We start from the raw sequence: 20,110 nt of genomic DNA, 5'->3' as shown, positions 1-20,110 counted from the left end.
GCGCGCCGGGCCACCTTTCCCCCGTGCTTCCGTGGAGTGATCCCTGTCATGAACGTTTCCCGCATCGCCCTCGCCGGTGGCATCGCCGCCTCCGCCGTCCTCGTCCTCGCCGGTACGGCCTCCGCGCACGTCAGCGTGCAGCCGGAGGGCGAGGCCGCCAAGGGCGGCTACGCCACCGTCAACTTCAAGGTCCCCAACGAGCGCGACGACGCCTCGACGGTCAAGGTCGAGGTCAACTTCCCGACCGACCACCCGCTGGCCTCCGTCATGCCGCAGGCCGTGCCCGGCTGGAACGTCGAGGTCACCAGGAGCAAGCTGGCCGAGCCACTGGAGATGCACGGCCGGAAGATCAACGAGGCCGTCTCCAAGGTCACCTGGACCGCCGAGGGCGACAAGGACGAGCGCGGCATCCGCCCCGGCGCCTTCCAGCAGTTCCCGCTCTCCCTCGGCCAGCTCCCCGAGGACTCCGACCGGCTGGTGTTCAAGGCCATCCAGACGTACGACAACAAGGAGGTCGTCCGCTGGATCGAGGAGCCGAAGGAGGGCGCCGACGAGCCCGAGAGCCCGGCTCCCGTCCTCGCGCTGGCCGAGGCGGCCGACGGCGGGCACGGCGCGTCCGCCGACTCCAAGAACACCGACCCGGCGGCCGACAAGAAGACCGCGGCCGCCCCGGACACGTCCTCCGGCGACACCACGGCCCGTGTCCTCGGCATCGTCGGCATCGTCATCGGCATCGCCGGGGTGGCCTTCGGCGTCCTCGCCGGCCGCCGCCGCAACGCCTGATCCGGAATCCGGAGGGCCGTACGGGCCCGGCTCGGGCCCGTACGGCCCGGTCAGGGCCCGCACCTCCTGGTCCGGGGCTCCGCGCAGCCGGAGCCCCCACCCCGTCCACAGTCCCGTCCGGAGTCCTGATCCGTCCGGAACCCCGCATCAGCCGGGGTTCCGGACGCCCCGGAGCCCCACCCGTCCCACCGACCCTCAGGAAACAGTGCTCCATGCGTAGCCCCATGCGTAAGAAAACGATGCTGGCCGCGGCGTTCGTCACCGCGGCCGCGCTCACCCTGTCCGCCTGCGGCAGCAGCGACGACGGTGCCGAGAAGCCCATCGCCGACGTGTCGGTCCAGCCGAAGACCAAGGCCGCGACCGTCCTCGACCAGCCGTTCACCAAGCCGGACCTCGTCCTCACCGACACCCACGGCAAGAAGTACGACCTCCGTGAGCAGACCAAGGGCAAGCCGACGCTGATCTACTTCGGCTACACCAACTGCCCCGACGTCTGCCCGCTGATCATGAGCAACATCGCCATCGCCAAGAAGGCGCTGCCCAAGGCCGACCAGGACGACCTCCGGGTCGTCTTCGTGACCACCGACCCCGAGCGGGACACCCCGTCCTCGCTCGGCAGCTGGCTCAAGGCCCAGGACCCCTCCTTCATCGGCCTCACCGGCGAGTTCCCCGCCATCCAGGCGGGCGCCCGCCAGATCGGCATCGGCATCGACGCGCCGAAGAAGGAGAAGGACGGCACCGTCGTCTCGATGCACGGCTCCCAGGTCATCGCCTTCTCCCCGAAGACCGACAAGGGCTACCTCGTCTACAGCGAGGACACCTCGCCCGACGACTACACCAAGGACCTCCCCAAGATCGTCGAGGGGGAGACCCCGTGAACCGCCGCACCGCCCTCGCCGGCGTCGTCGCCCTCGCCACCGGGCTGGCGCTGGCGGGATGCTCCACATCGGACAGCGAGCCCCGGCTGAAGGTGACCGGCGCGTTCATGCCGCAGCCCGTCGGCGACATGGCGGCCGGCTTCCTCGTCGTGAAGAACGACGGCGGGACGTCCGACCGGCTCACCTCCGTCACCAGCCCGCTCTCGGACGACGTCACGATCCACGAGACGAAGAACCAGGCCATGCGCATGGTGACGTCCTTCGAGGTGCCCGCGGGCGGCGAACTGGACCTGGAACGCGGCGGGAACCACATCATGTTCATGAAGCTCAAGCAGCGGCCCGAGCAGGGCGAGAAGGTGTCCATAGAGCTGCACTTCGAGAAGGCCGACCCGATCAAGGTCGACCTTCCCGTGAAGGAGACCACCTACAACCCGAAGAAGCAGTGAGGGACTGACTCGCCATGACAGCCACCGCCCCGCGCTTCGGGCCTTCCCCGTCCGCTCCCGCCGTACGCCGCCCGCTCGCCGCGGCCGCGCTCCTCGTCGCCCTCGTCGGCGCGGTGATCGCCCTGCTGCTGGGCGGCGCAGGCCCGGTGTCCGCGCACGCCGCGCTCACCGGGAGCGACCCGCAGGACGGGGCGGTGGTCGCCACCGCTCCCAAGGAGGTCACGCTCACCTTCTCCGAGCAGGTCGCCCTCGGCGACGACTCCATCCGGATCCTGGACCCCGACGGCAAGCGCGCCGACACCGGCACCGCACCCCGTGACCTGGGGAACGGCTCCGTCGTGAAGTACGGCGTCCCGCTGCGCACCGGACTGCCCGACGGCACGTACACCGTCGCCTGGCAGGCCGTGTCCGCGGACAGCCACCCCGTGTCCGGCGCCTTCACCTTCTCCGTCGGGGCGCCCTCGAAGACCACCGTCGCGCTCCCGGCCGACCGGGCCGGGGGCGGCGTCGTCGGCGTCCTCTACGGCATCGCACGCTACGCCGCGTACGCCGGTTTCGTCCTGCTGGCCGGCGGCTCCGCCTTCGTGCTCGCCTGCTGGCGGCGCGGGGCGGGTGCGCGTCCCCTGCAGCGTCTGGTCGCGCACGGCTGGCTGACCCTCACCGTCTCCACCCTGGTCATGCTGCTCCTGCGCAGCCCGTACACCGGTTCCGGGAAGCTCGCGGACGCCTTCGACCTCGACGGGCTGAAGGCCGTGCTCGACACCAAGCCCGGCGCGGCGCTCGTCTCCCGGCTGCTGCTGCTCGGCGCCTCCGCGCTCTTCGTCGCCGTGCTGTTCGGGGCGTACGCGAAGCGCGAGGACGAACGCGAGAAGAAGGACCTCACCTTCGGGCTGGCCATCGGCGGCACGGTGATCGCGGCGGGCATCGCCGGGACCTGGGCGCTCGCCGAGCACGCCTCGGCCGGCCTCCAGCCCGGCATCGCCATGCCGGTCGACGTGCTCCACCTGCTGGCCGTCGCCGCCTGGCTGGGCGGTCTCGTCGCCCTGCTGGTGGCGCTCCACCGGACCCCCGACATCGACGCGACGGCCGTACGGCGCTTCTCCCGCGTCGCGTTCGGCAGCGTGCTCGTGCTCACCGCGACCGGGATCTACCAGTCCTGGCGCCAGGTCGGCACCTGGTCCGCCCTCACCGGCACCGCGTACGGGCAGCTGCTGCTCGTGAAGGTGGGACTGGTCGGTGCCCTCGTCGCGATCGCCTGGTTCTCACGGCGCTGGACGGCGCGGCTGATCACGAACGGACCGGAAGCGGCCGGGGCCGGGGCCGATGAGGCCGGGGCGGATCGGGACGAGTCGGACGGGAACGGGGACGTCGCGGCGGCCGGGGGCTCGGGCCGCCCTGCGGCGGACGGTGCGGAGGACCCCGTACGGGCCGCCCAGCTCGCCCGGCAGCGGGCCGCGGTGACCACCGCCCGGAAGAAGCGGATCCGCGACGCCGATCCGGAGCGGTCCGGGCTCCGGCGTTCGGTGCTGGCGGAAGTAGGGGTCGCGGTGGCGCTGCTGGCGGTGACGACCGTGCTGACCTCGACCGAGCCCGCCCGTACGGAGGAGGAGGCCCGCGCGTCCACGACGGCGGCGGCCCCGGCGTCCGAGGGCCCGGTCAACCTGACGCTGCCCTTCGACACCGGCGGCGAGAACGGCAAGGGAACGGTGCGGATGGACATCGACCCCGCCCGCACCGGCGCCAACGAACTCCACATCTGGATCGACGGCACCGACAAGAAGCCCATGGACGTCCCCGAACTGAAGGTCGCCTTCACCCTGAAGGCCAAGGACATCGGCCCGCTCCCCGTCCTTCCCGACCGGATCGCCGAGGGGCACTGGACCGCGAGCGGCGTCCAGATCCCGATGGCGGGCGACTGGAAGGTCTCGGTGACCGTCCGTACGTCGGACATCGATCAGACGACCGTCGACAAGAACGTGAAGATCGGCTGAGCAGGGATCGTGAACAAGAGCAGCAGGAACAGCGGAAGCAGCAGGAAGATCCCGGCCGGCCGCGCGGACGGCAGCCGTACGGATGACAGACGCGTGGATGACGGACGCGCGGCCGGGAACGCCGTCGGCCGGGGCAGCGGCAGCGGGCGCCCGGACAGCGGCGGGGGCTCGGGCTCGGGCGGGGGCGCCGGGGTGCGCGGTGGAGGCACCGTCTCCCGGCGGCGGCTGCTCGGCAGCGCGGGCGCGGCCGGGGCGACCGGGCTCGTGCTGGGCGCGGCGGGCGGTGCGACGGGCTACGCCGCGACCAGGCCCGACGAGCCGACCGCGCTGACCTCGGTCGGCTCCACCGAGGTGATGTTTCACGGGAAACATCAACCGGGGATCACCACTCCGCTTCAGGCGCGTGGCCATCTCGTCGCCTTCGACCTGGTCCCGGGGGCCGGGCGGAAGGAAGCGATCGCCCTGATGCGCCGCTGGTCGGACACGGCCCGGCGGCTGATGGCGGGCGAGCCCGCCGGAGGCGCGGCGGAGGGCGCCACCCATGACACCGGGATCGCGCTGGACGCCGGACCGTCCTCGCTGACCGTCACCTTCGGCTTCGGCCGTACCTTCTTCGAACGGACGGACCTGGCCGACCGTCGGCCGCCGGGGCTCGACCCGCTGCCGCCCTTCTCCTCCGACCGCATCGACGCCAAGCGCTCCGAGGGCGACCTCTGGGTCCAGATCGGCGCCGACGACGCGCTCGTCGCCTTCCACGCGCTGCGCGCCGTGCAGAAGGAGGCCGCCCCCGCCGCCCGGGTCCGCTGGCAGATGAACGGCTTCAACCGCGCACCCGGCGCCACCGCCCGGCCGATGACCGCCCGCAACCTGATGGGCCAGATCGACGGCACCGGCAACCCGAAGCCGACCGAGAGCGACTTCGACCGACGCGTCTTCGTCCCCGGCGGGACCGACGCGAAGTACGACTGGCTCGCGGGCGGCTCGTACGCGGTGGTGCGCCGGATCAGGATGCTGCTCGACGACTGGGAGAAGCTCCCGGTGCAGCGCCAGGAGCAGGTCATAGGGCGCCGGAAGAAGGACGGCGCCCCGCTGAGCGGCGGCACCGAGACCACCCCGATGGAGCTCGACAAGGCGGGCCCCGACGGCAAGCTCCTGATCCCGGACAACGCCCACGCCCGGATCTCCTCCCCCGAGAAGAACAGCGGCGCGGCCATGCTGCGGCGCCCCTTCTCGTACCACGACGGCATCTCGTCCGACGGTGTTCCGGACGCCGGGCTGCTGTTCATCTGCTGGCAGGCGGATCCGCTGCGCGGGTTCGTCCCGGTGCAGCGGAAACTGGACCGGGGCGATGCCCTCTCGCCGTTCATCCGGCACGAGGCCAGCGGCCTGTTCGCGGTGCCGGGGGGTGCGGCGGACGGCGAGTACGTGGGGCAACGGCTCCTGGAGTCCTGAGCCGACGGGCGCATTAGGGTGACCGTATGTCCGCCACGCGCTACGCCTATCTCGGCCCCGAGGGCACCTTCACCGAGGTCGCCCTCCGTACGCTCCCGGAAGCCGCCACCCGCGAACTCGTCCCGATGGTCTCGGTCCCGGCGGCCCTGGACGCGGTGCGCAGCGGTGCCGCCGCGGCGGCGCTCGTACCGATCGAGAACTCCGTCGAGGGCGGCATCACCGCGACGCTCGACGAGCTGACCAGCGGCGAACCGCTGATGATCTACCGCGAGGTGCTGCTCTCCATCACCTTCGCGCTGCTGGTGCGGCCCGGCACCCAGCTGTCCGACATCAAGACGGTCACCGCGCACCCGGCCGCACAGCCGCAGGTGCGCAACTGGATGGCCGCCCACCTCCCGGAGGCCGTGTGGGAGTCGGCGGCCTCCAACGCGGACGGTGCCCGGCTGGTGCAGGAGGGCCGGTACGACGCCGCCTTCGCCGGTGAGTTCGCGGCGGCGACCTACGGGCTCGAACCGCTGGTGACGGAGATCCACGACGCGGCGAACGCGCAGACCCGCTTCGTCCTGGTCGGCCGTCCGGCCCGGCCGGCGGCGCCGACGGGCGCGGACAAGACGTCGGTGGTCATCTGGCTGGGCGAGGACCACCCCGGCGCGCTGCTCGAACTGCTCCAGGAGTTCACCGTGCGCGGGGTGAACCTGATGCTGATCCAGTCGCGGCCGACGGGGGCCGGCATCGGGAACTACTGCTTCGCGGTGGACGCGGAGGGGCACATCGCGGACCGCAGGGTCGGCGAGGCGCTGATGGGACTGAAGCGGATCTGCCCGAAGGTGCGGTTCCTGGGGTCGTATCCGCGGGCGGGGGTGGCCCAGGAAGACGTACGGCCGCTGCGGGCCGGTACGTCGGACGCGGAGTTCACGGACGCCTCCGACTGGCTGGCCCGGAACATGGACGGCCGGGGCTGACGGGGCTTGCAGGACCGACGGGGCTGACGGGACCGACGGGACCGAACTCGCGGGATCGGCAGGGCTGACAGGGCTGACAGGGCTGGACCGGCAGCCCTTGCAGCGCGTCTCCACACGCCCTCGACATCGATACTATGAACCGCTTTTCACAATCCACAGAGTTATCCACAGGAGCGGTTCTCGACCTGGGGACAAGTCGACACTCCAACCCGACATGGTCGACATATCACTCCAGTCGCCCCAGATCCGTCCACAGGCCAACACCCCATCCCGACTCCCCACCGCCACCTCACCCCGCCGATCGACCCTCCAATACGGAGAATTCCCACCCGAACGAGCGTATGAGGCGGGTTTGAACGGAAAATCTGCGAGCCGCCACAGCCTTTCCGGAATGAATCATTCCGACTTCCACAGATCACCTGCACAGCCTGTGGATAACTTTCGAAAACCTCAGCACCTGTGGACAACCGGCGGCCAACTCCCCCTCTTCACAAGGGCGATACGTCAAGGCGCACGCAACTTCCGCCCCCTTCAGATGAATGCGCTCTTTTCATTGACGGGCAAGATCGACACCAGTCGCGCAATTCGCTCCAGAATTACCAATTCGGTCAATTAGGGCAAAGTGACACGCTCGGCAATATCGGTTCGAGCTGGGGAAGTGCGCACCGGTAGCCTGGAGGGGTGATTGACCTTCGCCTGCTCCGTGAGGACCCCGACCGTGTTCGCGCCTCCCAGCGCGCCCGTGGAGAGGACGTCGGCCTCGTCGACGCCCTTCTCTCCGCCGACGAGCGGCGCAGGTCGTCCGGTGTCCGCTTCGACGAACTCCGCTCCGAGCAGAAGTCGCTCGGCAAACTCATCCCCAAGGCATCGCCCGAGGAGCGCACCGAGCTGCTCAAGCGGGCCGAACAGCTGAAGACCGAGGTCAAGGCCGCCGACGCGGCCCAGACCGAGGCCGATGCCGACGCCAAGCGCCTGATGCTGCAGATCGGCAACATCGTCCACGAGGACGTGCCGGTGGGTGGCGAGGAGGACTTCGTCGTCCTGGAGACGCACGGCACGATCCGTGACTTCGGGGCCGAGGGCTTCGAGCCCAAGGACCACCTGGAGCTCGGCGAGAAGCTCGGCGCCATCGACATGGAGCGGGGCGCCAAGGTCTCCGGTTCGCGCTTCTACTACCTGACGGGTGTCGGCGCGCTGCTGGAGCTCGCCCTCGTCAACGCGGCGATCGCGCAGGCCACCGAGGCCGGCTTCGTCCCGATGCTGACCCCGGCGCTGGTCCGTCCGCGCGCCATGGAGGGCACCGGCTTCCTCGGCCAGGCCGCGGAGAACGTGTACCACCTGGAGAAGGACGACTTCTACCTGGTCGGCACCTCCGAGGTCCCGCTCGCCGCGTACCACATGGACGAGATCATCGACGCCGAGAAGCTGCCGCTGCGGTACGCCGGCTTCTCGCCCTGCTACCGGCGCGAGGCCGGCACGTACGGCAAGGACACCCGGGGCATCTTCCGCGTCCACCAGTTCGACAAGGTCGAGATGTTCTCGTACGTCGACCCGGCGGACGCCGAGGCGGAGCACCGCAGGCTCCTGGAGTGGGAGAAGCAGTGGCTCACCGCCCTTGAGCTGCCCTTCCAGGTGATCGACGTGGCCACCGGCGACCTGGGGGCCTCGGCCGCCCGGAAGTTCGACTGCGAGGCGTGGATCCCGACGCAGGGCAAGTACCGCGAGCTGACGTCCGCGTCGAACTGCAACGGTTTCCAGGCCCGTCGCCTGTCCGTCCGGATGCGCAGCACCCAGGACGGCAAGAAGGTCCTCCAGCCGCTGTCCACGCTGAACGGGACGCTCTGCGCCGTCCCGCGCACGATCGTGGCGATCCTGGAGAACCACCAGCTGGCCGACGGTTCGGTGCGGGTGCCCGAGGTGCTCCGGCCCTACCTGGGCGGGCGCGAGGTCCTGGAGCCGGTCGACCGGTGACCTTCCCGTACAAGCTCGTCGCGACCGATCTCGACGGCACTCTGCTGCGCGGCGACGAAACGGTCTCCGAGCGCACCCGCGCGGCGCTGGCCGCGGTCACCGCGGCCGGTGCCGCGCACATCGTCGTCACCGGCCGCGCGGTCCCCTGGACCCGGCACATCCTGGATGACCTGGGGTACGAGGGGCTCGCGGTCTGCGGCCAGGGCGCCCAGGTCTACCACGCGGGCGAGCGCAGGCTGCTGACCTCGCTGACGCTGGACCGGCAGCTCGCCGGTCTCGCGCTGTCCAAGGTCGAGGCCGAGGTCGGGCCGCTGGCGCTGGCGGCGAGCCGTGACGGGCTCGACGGCGAGGTGCTGGTCGGCCCCGGTTACCGCGTGCAGGACGGACCGCTTCCCGCTGTCTTCGTGGACGACCCCGCCGAGATGTGGTCCGCCCCCCTGAACAAGGTCTACATACAGCATCCCGACCTCGACGACGACGCGCTGGCGAAGGCCGCCCGCGCGGCCGTCGGCAACCTGGTGGACGTGGTCATGGCCGGTCCCGGCGTGGTGGAGATCCTCCCGCTGGGGCTGAGCAAGGCGACCGGTCTCTCGCTGGCCGCGCGCCGGCTGGGCGTGAAGGCCGTGGACACCCTGGCCTTCGGCGACATGCCGAACGACATCCCGATGTTCGCCTGGGCGCGGCGGGGCGTGGCGATGGCCAACGCTCACGAGGACCTGAAGGCCGTGGCCCAGGAGGTCACCGCGTCCAACGAGGACGACGGCATCGCCGTGGTCCTGGAGCGGCTGCTCTAGGACCTCCCGTCCGGGTCGTGCCGGGGCCCGTCCGGCCGGGCAAAGCCGTGCGGGTGGGGGTGCGAACGCTCCCACCCGTCGGCCGCCGGTCGACGGCCCCTGCTGTTGTCGACGGCCCTTGCTGTTGCGGAGGATGCGCGGATCGAACGCGCGCGGGGCGAAGACCCCGACGACGGCTTAGCAAGCCGCTGCCTTACCACTCGGCCAATCCTCCGGGAGGGCGGCCGACGCGATGCGCGAACGGTGCCGCCCCGGGCGTTCCGCCCCGAACCGCACCGCGGGGAGCAGTGGGTGACCGCTCCGCTACCTCGGTGCCGGTGGGGATCCGCCCTGCCGGGAACTCGACGGACTCGTACTCCTGGTCATCGTCGCGCTCCTCTCCCGGTCCGTGGCACGCATGCGCGGGTGCCCGCGCATCGGCGTGTGTCGTGCCGACCACTGTGCCCCGCGCGGTACTTCGGCGCCACCGGTTTTCCCCGCGACGCCGAAGGACCGCGAACTCCCCTCCGGTCAGCGCCGCTTGTCGCGTCGCCGGTTCAATTCCTTCAGGTTGCGGGTGAGTTCGTCCATCCTGCCGTCGATGCGGACGATGCCCTCCGCGACGTGCCCCAGCCGCACGCCCATGGCCCCGACGACCTGATGCGCGGCGTCCAGCCTCCGGTCGAGGCTGTCGAGCCGGTGCGACATCCGGTCGAGCACCGGCCCGAGCTCCTGCAGCGCGCTGCCCACCCCGGCGAGGCAGCTCTCGACCCGGGTGACGCGGTGTTCGAGCGAGGCGTAGCCCGCGCGCAGATCCTGCTCGGCGTCCAGCAGATAGGTACGCACGCATCGGGCGATGTCGCTGTCGCGAAGAAGCATCGCGATGTTGAGGACGGTGCGGCGGGTGTAGAGGGTGAGTTGAGTGGCTGCCTGTGGATAACTTTCAGCCCCTCCATCACCCCATAGGGACAACATGTCCCTATGGAATTTCTGCAGCTCAGCGCCACGCAGAAGTTTGAGCCCGTTCTCCGACACCTCGACCCGGTGCCGCTGGGTGACCTTCTTGACAACCTCTGTGGATACTTCGAAGTACCGCGCCACGTCCTCTGTGCGAACATGAATTCCGTCCGGGAGCATGACAAGGCTCTTCACCTTGTCGAGGACATCGACACGCCCCATCTGTTCGACGCGCAGCGCACGCGATTCGAGCAGGGCGACTTCCGTTGGCATGATCATGCCTTTCAATCGTGAACGTCGGTGGACAGCCCTGTCCCGGGCCCGAGGGTGGAGGACGCTCACGGTTGCCACTGCTCAATGACCGACCCGGCGGGGTTCTCCCGCACCGGCATCGGCAATCCCTTGTTTCACGAAAGCCAGGTCGCCACGGATTCCAGTTGCCTCCACGCACCCCGACCAACGAACCGGCAACCGCACAGTCACGCGTACGCCCGACGGCCGTCCGAAACGAATCGGCCCCGAAACGGGCCAACCCCCGCCCGGAGGACGAGGGTTGGCGGATGGGACAACGGGTGGGGAGGGAGTGGTCGATGGGGCGGCGGTGACCGCAGCCCCCGTACCGGAGAGGGACCGCCGTCCCCGCTCCGTCAGCCCCCGGTCACTCCTCCCCCGATCATTCCTCCCCGGCCAGCTTCAGCGTGCGCAGCTTCTGGCCCGCGTACCAGGTGGCCACCACCGTGACCGCCACCAGCAGGACCGTCCCGGTCGCCAACCCGACGTCCGAGGTGATCACGTCCGAGCCGCCGGCCTTCTCGGCGACCGCGAGGGACCACTGCTGGACGCTGAGCGTGCGCGCGCCGGGCACCAGGGAGCCGAACAGCGCCTCCCACACCAGCGCGTAGACGAGGCCGAAGACGACCGCGTGCCGGCTGACGGTGCCCAGCAGCAGGAACAGCGCGCTGTACGCGATCGAGGCGACCAGTGCCGCGATGGTGTAGGCCACCGCGACCTGCTGGCCGTTGCCGTTGAGGATCAGTCCGGCGATCATGGTGGGCACCGCGGAGAAGACCATGGTCACCGCGATGGCCACGATCAGCTTGGTGCAGATGATCGTCGGCCGCTTCACCGGCTTGGCCAGCAGGTAGACGATCGATCCGTCATCGATCTCGGGACCGATCGCCCCGGTCCCGGCGATCACCCCGATCAGCGGCACCATCGTGGCGATGGCGAAGCCGCCCAGCACGTCCGAGGCGATCTGGTCGTCGGCCCCGGCGAACATCCGCACCGCACCGGCGATGACCAGCAGCAGGGCCGGCAGGACGAACAGGATGGCGGCCCGGCGCCGGCCGAGCAGGGCCCGGTAGGTGAGCCGGGCGACTGTGGGGTCGTACATGACGCTTCACAGCTCCTTTCAGGCCACTACTCAGGCCGCTACGAGATAGGAAAAGACCGATTCGAGGGACTCGTCGGACGGCGAAACGGTCAGCAGACGGATCCCGTGCTCACGTGCGACCCTCGGCAGCAGCTCGGTGAAGCGCCCGAAGTCGACCGCCTGGACACGCAGGGCCCGTTCGCCCAGGTCCACCTCGATGCCGGCCGTCGACGGGTCGGCGATCAGCGCGGCGGCCAGGGCCCGGTCGTCGCTGGAACGCACGAGGTAGCGGTGCGGACGGTCCGTCATCAGACGGCGGATCTTCCGGAAGTCGCCGGACGCCGCGTGCCGGCCCGCCACGATCACCTCGATGTGCGAGGCGAGCTGTTCGACCTCTTCGAGGATGTGGGAGGAGAAGAGCACCGTACGGCCCTCGGCCCCCATGCGTCGCAGCAGTTCCATCAGCTGCATCCGCTGGCGCGGGTCCATGCCGTTGAACGGCTCGTCGAGCAGCAGCACCGACGGTTCGTGGACCAGGGCGGACGCCATCTTCACGCGCTGGCGCATGCCCTTGCTGTACGTCGAGATCTTGCGGTCCTGCGCGTACTCCATCTCGACCGTGGCCAGCGCCCTCTGCGCCTCGGCGTCACCGAGCCCGTGCAGTTCCGCGTTGGCGACGACGAACTCGCGGCCGGTCAGGAAGTCGTACATCGCCTCCCGCTCCGGCACGATCCCGATCTCGGCGTAGACCGCCTCGTTGCGCCAGATCGGTTTGCCGTCGAGCGTGACCGTGCCGGTCGACGGGGCGAGGAATCCGCCCATCATGTTGATCAGCGTGGACTTTCCCGCCCCGTTGGGCCCGAGCAGCCCGGTGACGCCCGGACCCACCGTCATGCTCACGTCGTTGACGGCGACCACGTTGCCGAACCAGCGCGAGGTGTGGTCGATCTCGATGGTGGTCACAGCCCGACCTTCCGGTAGCGGCGCATCAGTACGGCGTACGAGCCGGCGACGAGCGCGAGAACAACGATCAGATAGACCATGCCGACCCCGGCTCCCATGTCTTCCCCTCCGGGGAAGGCCGAGCTCGCGCCGAGGAAGGCGTTCTGCAGGCCGCTGATGAGCGTGATGGGGGAGAAGAGCCCCAGCCATTCGACGGCCCCCGCGGAACCCGTCTCCCAGGCGATGCCCTGGACCACGGAGACCGCGCCGTAGGAGATGGTCAGCACGGCGATCACCGCCGCGACGCCGAAGCCGCGGCGCGGCGTCAGCGCCGCCACCACCAGCCCCAGCGCGGCGAAGAGCACGGAGAGCAGCGCCACCGAAACCATCCCCTGCCCGAATCCCTTGGTCTGGTCGGCGAAGTCGAACTTCCCCAGCAGGGCGCCCGCGTAGAGGATGACGAGCGGTGCCCCGGTGATGATGAGGAGCGCGGACGCCATGGCCGCCAGCTTGGCGACGACGTAGTCGACGCGTTCGATCGGCCGCGAGAAGTACAACGGAATGCTCCTGAACCGCAGGTCCCTGGAGACCGACTGCGGCGCCTGCGCGGCGAGGAAGAGGCCGATGACGGCCTGGAGGTAGATCGCGAACGCCGTGTACTTGATCGGCAGCGCCGTCGACCCCGGGGTGGCGATGGCGACGGCGACGATGATCGCCGCGACCATGCACATCACGCCGAGCAGCAGCATCGGCAGCACCTTGGACTTGGCGGAACGGCCCAGTCCGAAGGTGCCCCGCAGGGACTGCGAGTAGAGGGAGCGGCGCGCGTAGCCGCGGCCCAGGCGGGGGCCGTCGTAGGAGCGGTAGCCGATGTTGTGGATGCGGGAGGTCTCGCTCCCGGCCGTGGTGCCGTTCTCGGTGCTCATCACGACCGCTCCCCCTTCTGCCGGGTGGTGTCGGCGGCCGTGGGCGCGGTCCGCGGTGTCTCGTCGGAGCTGAAGACCTCGGCGATGTGGTGGCGCCGCTGCTCCATCCGCACCAGCCCGAGGCCGAGCCCGGCGACGCTGTCGCGCACGATGTCGTACGTCTCCTCGCTGGTCGCCTCGACCAGCAGGATGTGGCCCGCGCCGGGCAGTCCCCGGTCGTCGAGGCCGTCGTGGCCGATCAGCTTCACGCCCGCGCCGGTGAGGGCCCGGCGCAGCGCGTCGGTGCCGTCGGGGTGGGTGTCGCTGTCGGTGACCTCGACCGCGAGGGTCGTGGTGGTCTGGGTGAAGTCGCTGGTGGAGCTGGAGCGCAGGAGGGTTCCGCCGTCGATGACGACGACGTGGTCGCAGGTGCGTTCCAGTTCGCCCAGGAGGTGCGAGGTGACCAGGACCGAGATGCCGAAGTCGCTGTGGACGCGACGGATCAGCCCGAGCATCTCGTCCCGGCCGACCGGGTCCAGGCCGTTGGTCGGCTCGTCCAGCAGGACCAGCTGCGGGTCGTGGACCAGCGCCTGGGCCAGCTTGACGCGCTGCTTCATGCCGGTCGAGTAGCCGCCGATGGGGCGGTAGCGCTCCTCGTACAGGCCGACGTGGCGCAGCGTGTCGGCGGTGCGCTCGCGCGCCGCCGTCGGCGGCAGTCCGGACATCCGCGCCATGTGGACGACGAACTCGGTGGCCGAGACGTCCGGCGGCAGGCAGTCGTGCTCGGGCATGTAGCCGACCCGTTCCCGGATGGCGGCACCACTGGTGGCGACGTCGAGCCCGAGCACCGCGGCCCGGCCCTCGGTGGCGGGGGACAGACCCAGCAGGATCTTGATCAGTGTGGACTTGCCGGCCCCGTTGGAACCCACCAGGCCGGTCACACCGGGTCCGATGTCCAGGGAGAGCCGGTCAAGCGCGGTCACCCGGGGGAACCGCTTGCTCAGACTTTCGGTCGCGATCACAGTCACGTGTTCGAAGGTAGTGGCGCGGGCCACATCGGTCGTCAGCCCTGGCGGCTGGATCGGCATCCGACTCCAGATGTACGGACCCGTAGGGGGGCACCGCGAGGTATGAGGCCGGGGGTCGGGGTCGGCCGCGTCCTCCCGTCGTCCCCCGGAGCCGTCCGCGTTCCCCCGGAGTTGTCCACAGGTCTCCGCGCGCCCCTTGACGTAGCCGCCGAGCATTGTCACATTCATCAGTGTCACGTTACGGACACGTACCGCACACGGCAGGGAACGGACGGTGGCATGGCCTCGGCAGTGAAGGACCAACGGGCCCCGGAGCTCGATGGGTTCAGAGAAGTCCAGCGGCTCGCGTACGCCTGCGCGGAAGCGGTCGCCGGCCGGCTGCGGCCGGGGGTGACCGAGCGCGAGGCGGCCCGCATGCAGCGCGACTGGCTGCGCGAGCGCGGGGTGCGGGACTGGTTCCACCTCCCCTTCGCCTGGTTCGGCGACCGCACGGCGTTCGCCGGGTTCAAGGTGCCGCTGCAGTTCTTCCCGACCGACCGGAGGCTGGAGCCGGGGATGCCGTTCATCCTCGACATGGCCCCGGTGTACAAGGGCTTCACCGCGGACATCGGCTACTCCGGCTGCCTCGGGCTGAATCCCCTGCACGACCGGCTCCTGGCCGACCTGGAGGACCATCGCGAGCTGATCCTGCGCGAGGTGCGCGAGCGGCGTCCGCTGCGCGAGATCTACGAGGACGTCGAGCGCCTGATGATCCGGCAGGGGTACGCCAACAGGCATCGCGCGTATCCGTTCGGCGTCATCGCCCACAAGGTCGACCGGGTGGTCGAGCGGCGCTGGGCCCCGCACGTGTTCGGCTTCGGCACCCAGTCCCTCAAGGGGCTGCTGAGCGACGCGCTGCACGGGCACCGGGAGGGCTGGTCGCCGCTGTGGAGCCCGTACCGCTTCTCCGATCATCCGCCGCAGCCGGGGCTGTGGGCCGTCGAGCCCCATCTCGGATTCCGCGGTACGGGGGCCAAGTTCGAGGAGATCCTGGTGGTCACCGACTCCAAGGACCCCGAGCAGAGCGCCTTCTGGCTGGACGACGATCTGCCGCACGTGCGGCGCTGGGCCGAGGAAAGGGTGGCGGCATGAGCCTGCTGGATCTGCCGGGGGCGCGCGAGCGCCGGGTGCGCACGGGCGGCATCGAGCTGTGCGTGGTCGAGCTGGGGGACGCGGCGCGGCCGACGGTCGTGCTCGTGCACGGCTATCCGGACAGCAAGGAGGTCTGGACGGAGGTGGCGAAGCAGCTGGCCGACCGGTGGCACGTCGTGCTGTACGACGTGCGCGGGCACGGCCGGTCCACGGCGCCGAAGCCGCTGCGCGGCGGCTTCACCCTGGAGAAGCTCACCGACGACTTCCTGGCCGTCGCCGACGCGGTGAGCCCGGACCGTCCGGTGCACCTGGTGGGGCACGACTGGGGGTCGGTCCAGTCGTGGGAGTTCGTCACGGTCAAGCGGACCGAGGGACGGATCGCCTCGTTCACCTCGATGTCCGGGCCTTCCCTGGACCACTTCGGGCACTGGATCAAGCAGCGGATGTCCCGGCCCACCCCGCGCCGGGTCGGCCAGCTGCTCGGCCAGGGCGCCAAGTCCTGGTACGTCTACATGCTGCACACCCCGGTGCTGCCCGAGCTGGCCTGGCGCGGCCCGCTCGGCAAGCGGTGGCCGCGGATGCTCCAGCGGCTGGAGAAGGTGCCCGCCGGCGACTACCCGACGTCCTCGCTGCCCGATGACGCGGCGCACGGCGCCTGGCTCTACCGGGACAACGTGCGCACCCGGCTGAGCCGGCCGCGCACGGACGCCTACGCGCACGTGCCGGTCCAGCTGATCACTCCGACCGGGGACGTCTTCCTCTCGGAGAAGCTGTACGACCAACTGGAGCTTTGGGCTCCGCAGTTGGTGCGCCGGTCGCTCGACGGCAAGCACTGGGTACCGCGCACCAGGCCCGACCGGCTCGCCTCCTGGATCGACGAGTTCGTCGCCGCCAACGAGGCCGCCAAGGAGGACGGCCGTCCGGTGCAGGACACCGCGCCGTCCGGGGCGTACGCGGAGAGGTTCGGCGGGCAGCTGGTCCTGGTGACGGGGGCGGCCGGCGGCATCGGCCGCGCCACCGCCTTCGCGTTCGCCGAGGCGGGTGCCCGGGTGGTGGCCGTGGACCGGGACGCGGAAGGGGCGGCCCGGACCGCGGAGATGGCCCGGCTGATCGGCTCCCCGGCCGCCTGGGGCGAGGCCGTGGACGTCAGCGACGAGCAGGCGATGGAGAAGCTCGCCGAGAAGGTGGCCGCCGAATACGGCATCGTCGACGTCCTGGTCAACAACGCCGGGATCGGCCTGTCCGGCTCCTTCCTGGACACCACGAGCGAGGACTGGAAGAACGTCCTCGACGTCAATCTGTGGGGGGTCATCCACGGCTGCCGGATCTTCGGCCGGCAGATGGCCGAGCGCGGCCAGGGCGGCCACATCGTCAACACGGCCTCCGCCGCCGCCTACCAGCCCTCCCGGGCGCTGCCCGCGTACAGCACGTCCAAGGCGGCCGTGCTGATGCTCAGCGAGTGCCTGCGGGCCGAGCTCGCCGACCGGTCGATCGGGGTCAGCGCCATCTGCCCCGGCATCGTCAACACGAACATCACCGCGACGGCGCGCTTCGCCGGTGCCGACGCCACCGAGGAGAAGCGGCTGCGGGAACGGACCAGCCGGCTGTACGGGCTCCGCAACTACCCGCCGGAGCGGGTCGCCGACGCGATCCTCAAGGCGGTGGTGCGCAACCAGGCCGTCGTTCCGGTGACGCCGGAGGCCCGCGGCGCACGGCTCCTGTCCCGGCTCAGTCCCGGTGCGCTGCGCGGCATCGCCCGGCTGAAGCCGCCGCTGTGAGCGGCCCCGGACAGCCGGGACCGGCGGCGGCGGACCGACCGGCCGCCGCCGAGTACCGGATCGAGGACCTGGCCCACGCGAGCGGGGCCACCGTCCGCACCATCCGCGCCTACCAGGACCGCGGCCTGCTGCCGACGCCGGAGCGGCGCGGCCGGGCCAATGTGTACCGGGACACCCACCTGGCCCGGCTCCGGCAGATCGCCGATCTGCTGGACCGGGGGTACACACTGGCCAGCATCAAGGAGCTCCTGGACGCCTGGGACACGGGCCGGGGACTGGGCGGGGTGCTCGGGCTCGTCGCCGAGGTGCACGGCCCGTGGACGGACGAGCGGGCCGACCGGATCACCCGGGCCGAGCTGAACGAGAGGTTCGGCGGGACTCCGGACGACGAGGCGGTCGTCGAGGCGATGGACCTCGGCGTGCTCGAACCGATCCCGGGCAAGGACGACGAGTTCCTGGTGCCGAGCCCCCAGGAGCTGGCCGTGGCGGTGGAGCTGTACGCGGCGGGTGTGCCGCTGAGCGCGATCTCCGGCCATCTGCGGGAGCTCCGCGGCCAGGTCGAGCACATAGCCTCCCGCTTCCTGGAATTCACCACCGAGCACGTCTTCGCGCGCTATCTCGGTCACCGGCCGCCGACCGACTCGGACGCGGCGGAGGCGGCCGCCATGGTGCGCAGGCTGCGTCCGCTCGCCCAGCAGACCGTGGACGCCGAACTGGCGCGTGCGATGCGCCTGTTCGCGACCCGCCATCTGCATCACCACCTGAGCGCGGACACTCCGCTGACCCCCGACGAGCCTCCGGTGGCAGCGCACCGGGTGGAGCTGCCGCCCGGCACCATCGGCGCCGTGCAGCGGCTCGTCGGGGCGCAGAACGTCTCCGCCTTCATCGCAGCCGCCGCGGAACGCGAGGTGCAATCAAGGACATTGGACGCACTGACCTCACCAGGCACAAGAAACCGACAAGTTGACCAAATGGGTTGATTTTCAACCCGCTTGTCCACAGAATCGCCAATTCTCCTGTGGATAACTCAAGTTGACTGTGGATCAAACCTGTGGACGGGAATCACTTGAGCAAACCGTGCACAAAATTCGGATGCGCCCGGAAAACGGCGCCGGGCACCCTGGCGGGATGGACGAGAAGCGCACCGTAAAGGTGTCCAAGTACCTCTCGAAGCACCTGCGGCACCAGCCGCAGCGGATCGGGATCACGCTCGACGCCAACGGATGGGTGCCGATCGACGAGCTGCTGCGTGCCACGGCCCGCAACAACTTCCCCCTCACCCGGGCCGAGCTCGACCATGTCGTCGCCTCCAACGACAAGCAGCGCTTCGCTGTCGAGAACGACCGTATCCGCGCGAGCCAGGGCCATACCGTTCCCGTCGATCTCGGTCTGCCGCCGGCCGAGCCGCCCGCGTACCTCTACCACGGCACGGTGGGCCGGGCGCTGGACTCGATCCGTGACGAGGGACTGCGGCCCATGGACCGCACACACGTCCACCTCTCCGCCGACCGCGAGACCGCGACCAGGGTCGGCGCCCGGCGCGGCCGTCCCGTCGTCCTGTCCGTGGACGCCGGCGCGATGCACCGCGCGGGCCACACCTTCTGCGTCAGCGCCAACGGCGTCTGGCTCACCGCCGCCGTGCCGCCCGAGTTCCTGCGCTTCCGGGACTGACCCGGACGGCGTGCGCCCGGTCGTTTCCGGTGCACCCGGCCGTTTCCGGTTCGTGCGGCCGTTTCCGGTGTGCGCGGTCCGGTCCGTATGGTCGTGGTCATGCGTCTGAGCACTGTGATTCTGCCGATCCACCGCTGGAGCGAGGGCCGGAAGGTCTGGCAGCGCGCCGAGGAACTGGGGTTCCACGCCGCCTACACGTACGACCACCTGTCCTGGCGCACCTTCCGCGACGGCCCGTGGTTCGGCGCGGTACCGACCCTCACCGCCGCAGCGGCGGCCACCGAACGGCTGCGCCTGGGCACCCTCGTCACCTCCCCCAACTTCCGGCACCCCGTCACGCTCGCCAAGGACCTCATCACCCTCGACGACGTCTCCGACGGGCGCGTCACCCTCGGCATCGGTGCCGGCGGCAACGGTTTCGACGCCATGACGCTGCGGCGGGCCGGTGAGGAGCCGTGGACGCCGCGCGAGCGCGCCGACCACTTCGACGACTTCGTCCCCCTGCTGGACCGGCTGCTGCGCGAACCCTCGGTGACGTACGAGGGCCCCCTCTACGCGGCGAACGAGGCCCGGAACATCCCCGGCTGCGTGCAGCGGCCCCGGCTGCCGTTCGCGGTGGCGGCCACCGGCCCGCGCGGGATGAGGCTCGCCGCCCGGCACGGCCAGGCATGGGTGACCACGGGCGACCCGAAGCTGTACGAGACGGGCACCCCCGAGCAGTCGGTGGAGGCCATCCGGGGGCAGCTCACCAAGCTGGGCGCGGCCTGCGAGTCCATCGGCCGGGACGTCGCCGAGCTGGACAAGATCCTGCTCACCGGTTTCACCCCGGACCGCCCGCTGGAGTCCCTCGACGCCTTCGTGGACTTCGCGGGCACCCACTTCGCGCTGGGCTTCACGGAGATCGTCGTCCACTGGCCGGTCCAGGACTCCGACTTCGCGGCGGACGAGAAGGTCTTCGAGCGCATCGCCACGGAGGCACTGGCCCAGCTCGGCCACTGACCGCGGAAGGCATCGCGCCTCGGCCGACACCGCACCGCCCCACAGTCGGTATCTCGCCACGGTCGGCGTCG

General features: G+C 70.6%; 18 protein-coding genes and 1 tRNA gene. 13 read left to right on the top strand and 6 right to left on the bottom strand.

What is annotated here, in order from left to right; translation table 11 throughout:
- Positions 1-48 precede the first annotated feature (48 nt).
- From ABZZ04_RS01270 to ABZZ04_RS01235, 8 genes are all read left to right on the top strand, one after another.
- The gene (locus ABZZ04_RS01270; protein WP_356930110.1) at positions 49-783 is read left to right on the top strand and encodes a YcnI family protein; all 735 of its coding nucleotides are present in this window, start codon (positions 49-51) and stop codon (positions 781-783) included.
- A 224-nt stretch (positions 784-1,007) separates the two neighbouring features.
- Positions 1,008-1,661, top strand: coding sequence for an SCO family protein (locus tag ABZZ04_RS01265; RefSeq protein ID WP_356930109.1), 654 nt, complete (start codon positions 1,008-1,010; stop codon positions 1,659-1,661).
- Positions 1,658-2,107: a copper chaperone PCu(A)C gene (locus ABZZ04_RS01260; RefSeq protein ID WP_356930108.1), complete on the top strand. Its 450-nt coding sequence runs from the start codon at positions 1,658-1,660 to the stop codon at positions 2,105-2,107. Before ABZZ04_RS01265 ends, ABZZ04_RS01260 begins: the two co-directional genes overlap by 4 nt.
- 14 nt (positions 2,108-2,121) lie before the next feature.
- Positions 2,122-4,098, top strand: coding sequence for a copper resistance protein CopC (locus tag ABZZ04_RS01255; protein ID WP_356930107.1), 1,977 nt, complete (start codon positions 2,122-2,124; stop codon positions 4,096-4,098).
- A gap of 192 nt (positions 4,099-4,290) precedes the next feature.
- Positions 4,291-5,550, top strand: a complete 1,260-nt coding sequence (gene efeB / locus ABZZ04_RS01250) for an iron uptake transporter deferrochelatase/peroxidase subunit (RefSeq protein WP_356930249.1) — start codon at positions 4,291-4,293, stop codon at positions 5,548-5,550.
- Between the two features lie 26 nt (positions 5,551-5,576).
- Complete coding sequence (pheA, locus tag ABZZ04_RS01245; protein ID WP_356930106.1) at positions 5,577-6,512, top strand: prephenate dehydratase; 936 nt, start codon at positions 5,577-5,579, stop codon at positions 6,510-6,512.
- Positions 6,513-7,193: 681 nt separating this feature from the next.
- On the top strand, positions 7,194-8,483 hold the full coding sequence (gene serS / locus ABZZ04_RS01240) for a serine--tRNA ligase (protein WP_356930105.1): 1,290 nt from the start codon (positions 7,194-7,196) through the stop codon (positions 8,481-8,483).
- Entirely contained in the window at positions 8,480-9,277 is a 798-nt protein-coding gene (locus ABZZ04_RS01235) for an HAD family hydrolase (RefSeq protein ID WP_356930104.1), read from the top strand. The genes serS and ABZZ04_RS01235 overlap by 4 nt, the downstream gene beginning before the upstream one ends.
- A 127-nt stretch (positions 9,278-9,404) precedes the next feature.
- On the opposite strand, the gene ABZZ04_RS01230 is transcribed toward ABZZ04_RS01235, so the two are convergent.
- The 6 genes from ABZZ04_RS01230 to ABZZ04_RS01205 all read right to left on the bottom strand — a co-directional run bounded on the left by ABZZ04_RS01230 (position 9,405) and on the right by ABZZ04_RS01205 (position 14,454).
- Positions 9,405-9,491: transfer RNA gene (locus tag ABZZ04_RS01230), tRNA-Ser, on the bottom strand.
- A gap of 296 nt (positions 9,492-9,787) precedes the next feature.
- Positions 9,788-10,486 (bottom strand): hypothetical protein, encoded by a 699-nt coding sequence (locus ABZZ04_RS01225; protein WP_356930248.1) that lies wholly within the window; start codon positions 10,484-10,486, stop codon positions 9,788-9,790.
- Positions 10,487-10,886: 400 nt separating this feature from the next.
- The gene (locus tag ABZZ04_RS01220; protein ID WP_356930103.1) at positions 10,887-11,606 is read right to left on the bottom strand and encodes an ABC transporter permease; all 720 of its coding nucleotides are present in this window, start codon (positions 11,604-11,606) and stop codon (positions 10,887-10,889) included.
- A 30-nt stretch (positions 11,607-11,636) separates the two neighbouring features.
- Entirely contained in the window at positions 11,637-12,548 is a 912-nt protein-coding gene (locus ABZZ04_RS01215; RefSeq protein WP_356930102.1) for an ABC transporter ATP-binding protein, read from the bottom strand.
- On the bottom strand, positions 12,545-13,453 hold the full coding sequence (locus tag ABZZ04_RS01210; RefSeq protein WP_356930101.1) for an ABC transporter permease: 909 nt from the start codon (positions 13,451-13,453) through the stop codon (positions 12,545-12,547). The genes ABZZ04_RS01215 and ABZZ04_RS01210 overlap by 4 nt, the downstream gene beginning before the upstream one ends.
- On the bottom strand, positions 13,453-14,454 hold the full coding sequence (locus ABZZ04_RS01205) for an ABC transporter ATP-binding protein (RefSeq protein ID WP_356930247.1): 1,002 nt from the start codon (positions 14,452-14,454) through the stop codon (positions 13,453-13,455). The genes ABZZ04_RS01210 and ABZZ04_RS01205 overlap by 1 nt, the downstream gene beginning before the upstream one ends.
- A 285-nt stretch (positions 14,455-14,739) precedes the next feature.
- On the opposite strand from ABZZ04_RS01205, the gene ABZZ04_RS01200 reads away from it, so the two are divergent.
- From ABZZ04_RS01200 to ABZZ04_RS01180, 5 genes are all read left to right on the top strand, one after another.
- The gene (locus tag ABZZ04_RS01200; RefSeq protein ID WP_356930100.1) at positions 14,740-15,591 is read left to right on the top strand and encodes a M24 family metallopeptidase; all 852 of its coding nucleotides are present in this window, start codon (positions 14,740-14,742) and stop codon (positions 15,589-15,591) included.
- A 5-nt stretch (positions 15,592-15,596) separates the two neighbouring features.
- Entirely contained in the window at positions 15,597-17,369 is a 1,773-nt protein-coding gene (locus ABZZ04_RS01195; RefSeq protein WP_356930246.1) for an SDR family oxidoreductase, read from the top strand.
- Positions 17,366-18,349, top strand: coding sequence for a MerR family transcriptional regulator (locus ABZZ04_RS01190; protein ID WP_356930099.1), 984 nt, complete (start codon positions 17,366-17,368; stop codon positions 18,347-18,349). The genes ABZZ04_RS01195 and ABZZ04_RS01190 overlap by 4 nt, the downstream gene beginning before the upstream one ends.
- A gap of 148 nt (positions 18,350-18,497) precedes the next feature.
- Complete coding sequence (locus ABZZ04_RS01185) at positions 18,498-19,040, top strand: RNA 2'-phosphotransferase (RefSeq protein ID WP_356930098.1); 543 nt, start codon at positions 18,498-18,500, stop codon at positions 19,038-19,040.
- Positions 19,041-19,139: 99 nt separating this feature from the next.
- On the top strand, positions 19,140-20,039 hold the full coding sequence (locus tag ABZZ04_RS01180; protein WP_356930097.1) for an LLM class flavin-dependent oxidoreductase: 900 nt from the start codon (positions 19,140-19,142) through the stop codon (positions 20,037-20,039).
- The last annotated feature ends 71 nt before the right edge of the window (positions 20,040-20,110 follow it).

The organism is Streptomyces sp. NPDC006435 (assembly GCF_040612315.1).
GTDB lineage: Bacteria > Actinomycetota > Actinomycetes > Streptomycetales > Streptomycetaceae > Streptomyces.
The sequence above is the reverse complement of the archived record's forward strand: the minus strand, read 5'-3'. Positions and strand labels throughout refer to the sequence as shown.

What these genes read in the sequence shown, in the direction of transcription:
- ABZZ04_RS01180 (WP_356930097.1), top strand. Translation starts at nt 19,140, where the DNA reads ATGCGTCTGAGCACTGTGATTCTGCCGATCCACCGCTGGAGCGAGGGC.
- ABZZ04_RS01200 (WP_356930100.1), top strand. Translation starts at nt 14,740, where the DNA reads ATGGCCTCGGCAGTGAAGGACCAACGGGCCCCGGAGCTCGATGGGTTC.
- ABZZ04_RS01255 (WP_356930107.1), top strand. Translation starts at nt 2,122, where the DNA reads ATGACAGCCACCGCCCCGCGCTTCGGGCCTTCCCCGTCCGCTCCCGCC.
- ABZZ04_RS01220 (WP_356930103.1), bottom strand. Translation starts at nt 11,606, where the DNA reads ATGTACGACCCCACAGTCGCCCGGCTCACCTACCGGGCCCTGCTCGGC.
- ABZZ04_RS01270 (WP_356930110.1), top strand. Translation starts at nt 49, where the DNA reads ATGAACGTTTCCCGCATCGCCCTCGCCGGTGGCATCGCCGCCTCCGCC.
- pheA (WP_356930106.1), top strand. Translation starts at nt 5,577, where the DNA reads ATGTCCGCCACGCGCTACGCCTATCTCGGCCCCGAGGGCACCTTCACC.
- ABZZ04_RS01225 (WP_356930248.1), bottom strand. Translation starts at nt 10,486, where the DNA reads ATGCCAACGGAAGTCGCCCTGCTCGAATCGCGTGCGCTGCGCGTCGAA.
- ABZZ04_RS01210 (WP_356930101.1), bottom strand. Translation starts at nt 13,453, where the DNA reads ATGAGCACCGAGAACGGCACCACGGCCGGGAGCGAGACCTCCCGCATC.
- ABZZ04_RS01185 (WP_356930098.1), top strand. Translation starts at nt 18,498, where the DNA reads ATGGACGAGAAGCGCACCGTAAAGGTGTCCAAGTACCTCTCGAAGCAC.
- ABZZ04_RS01265 (WP_356930109.1), top strand. Translation starts at nt 1,008, where the DNA reads ATGCGTAAGAAAACGATGCTGGCCGCGGCGTTCGTCACCGCGGCCGCG.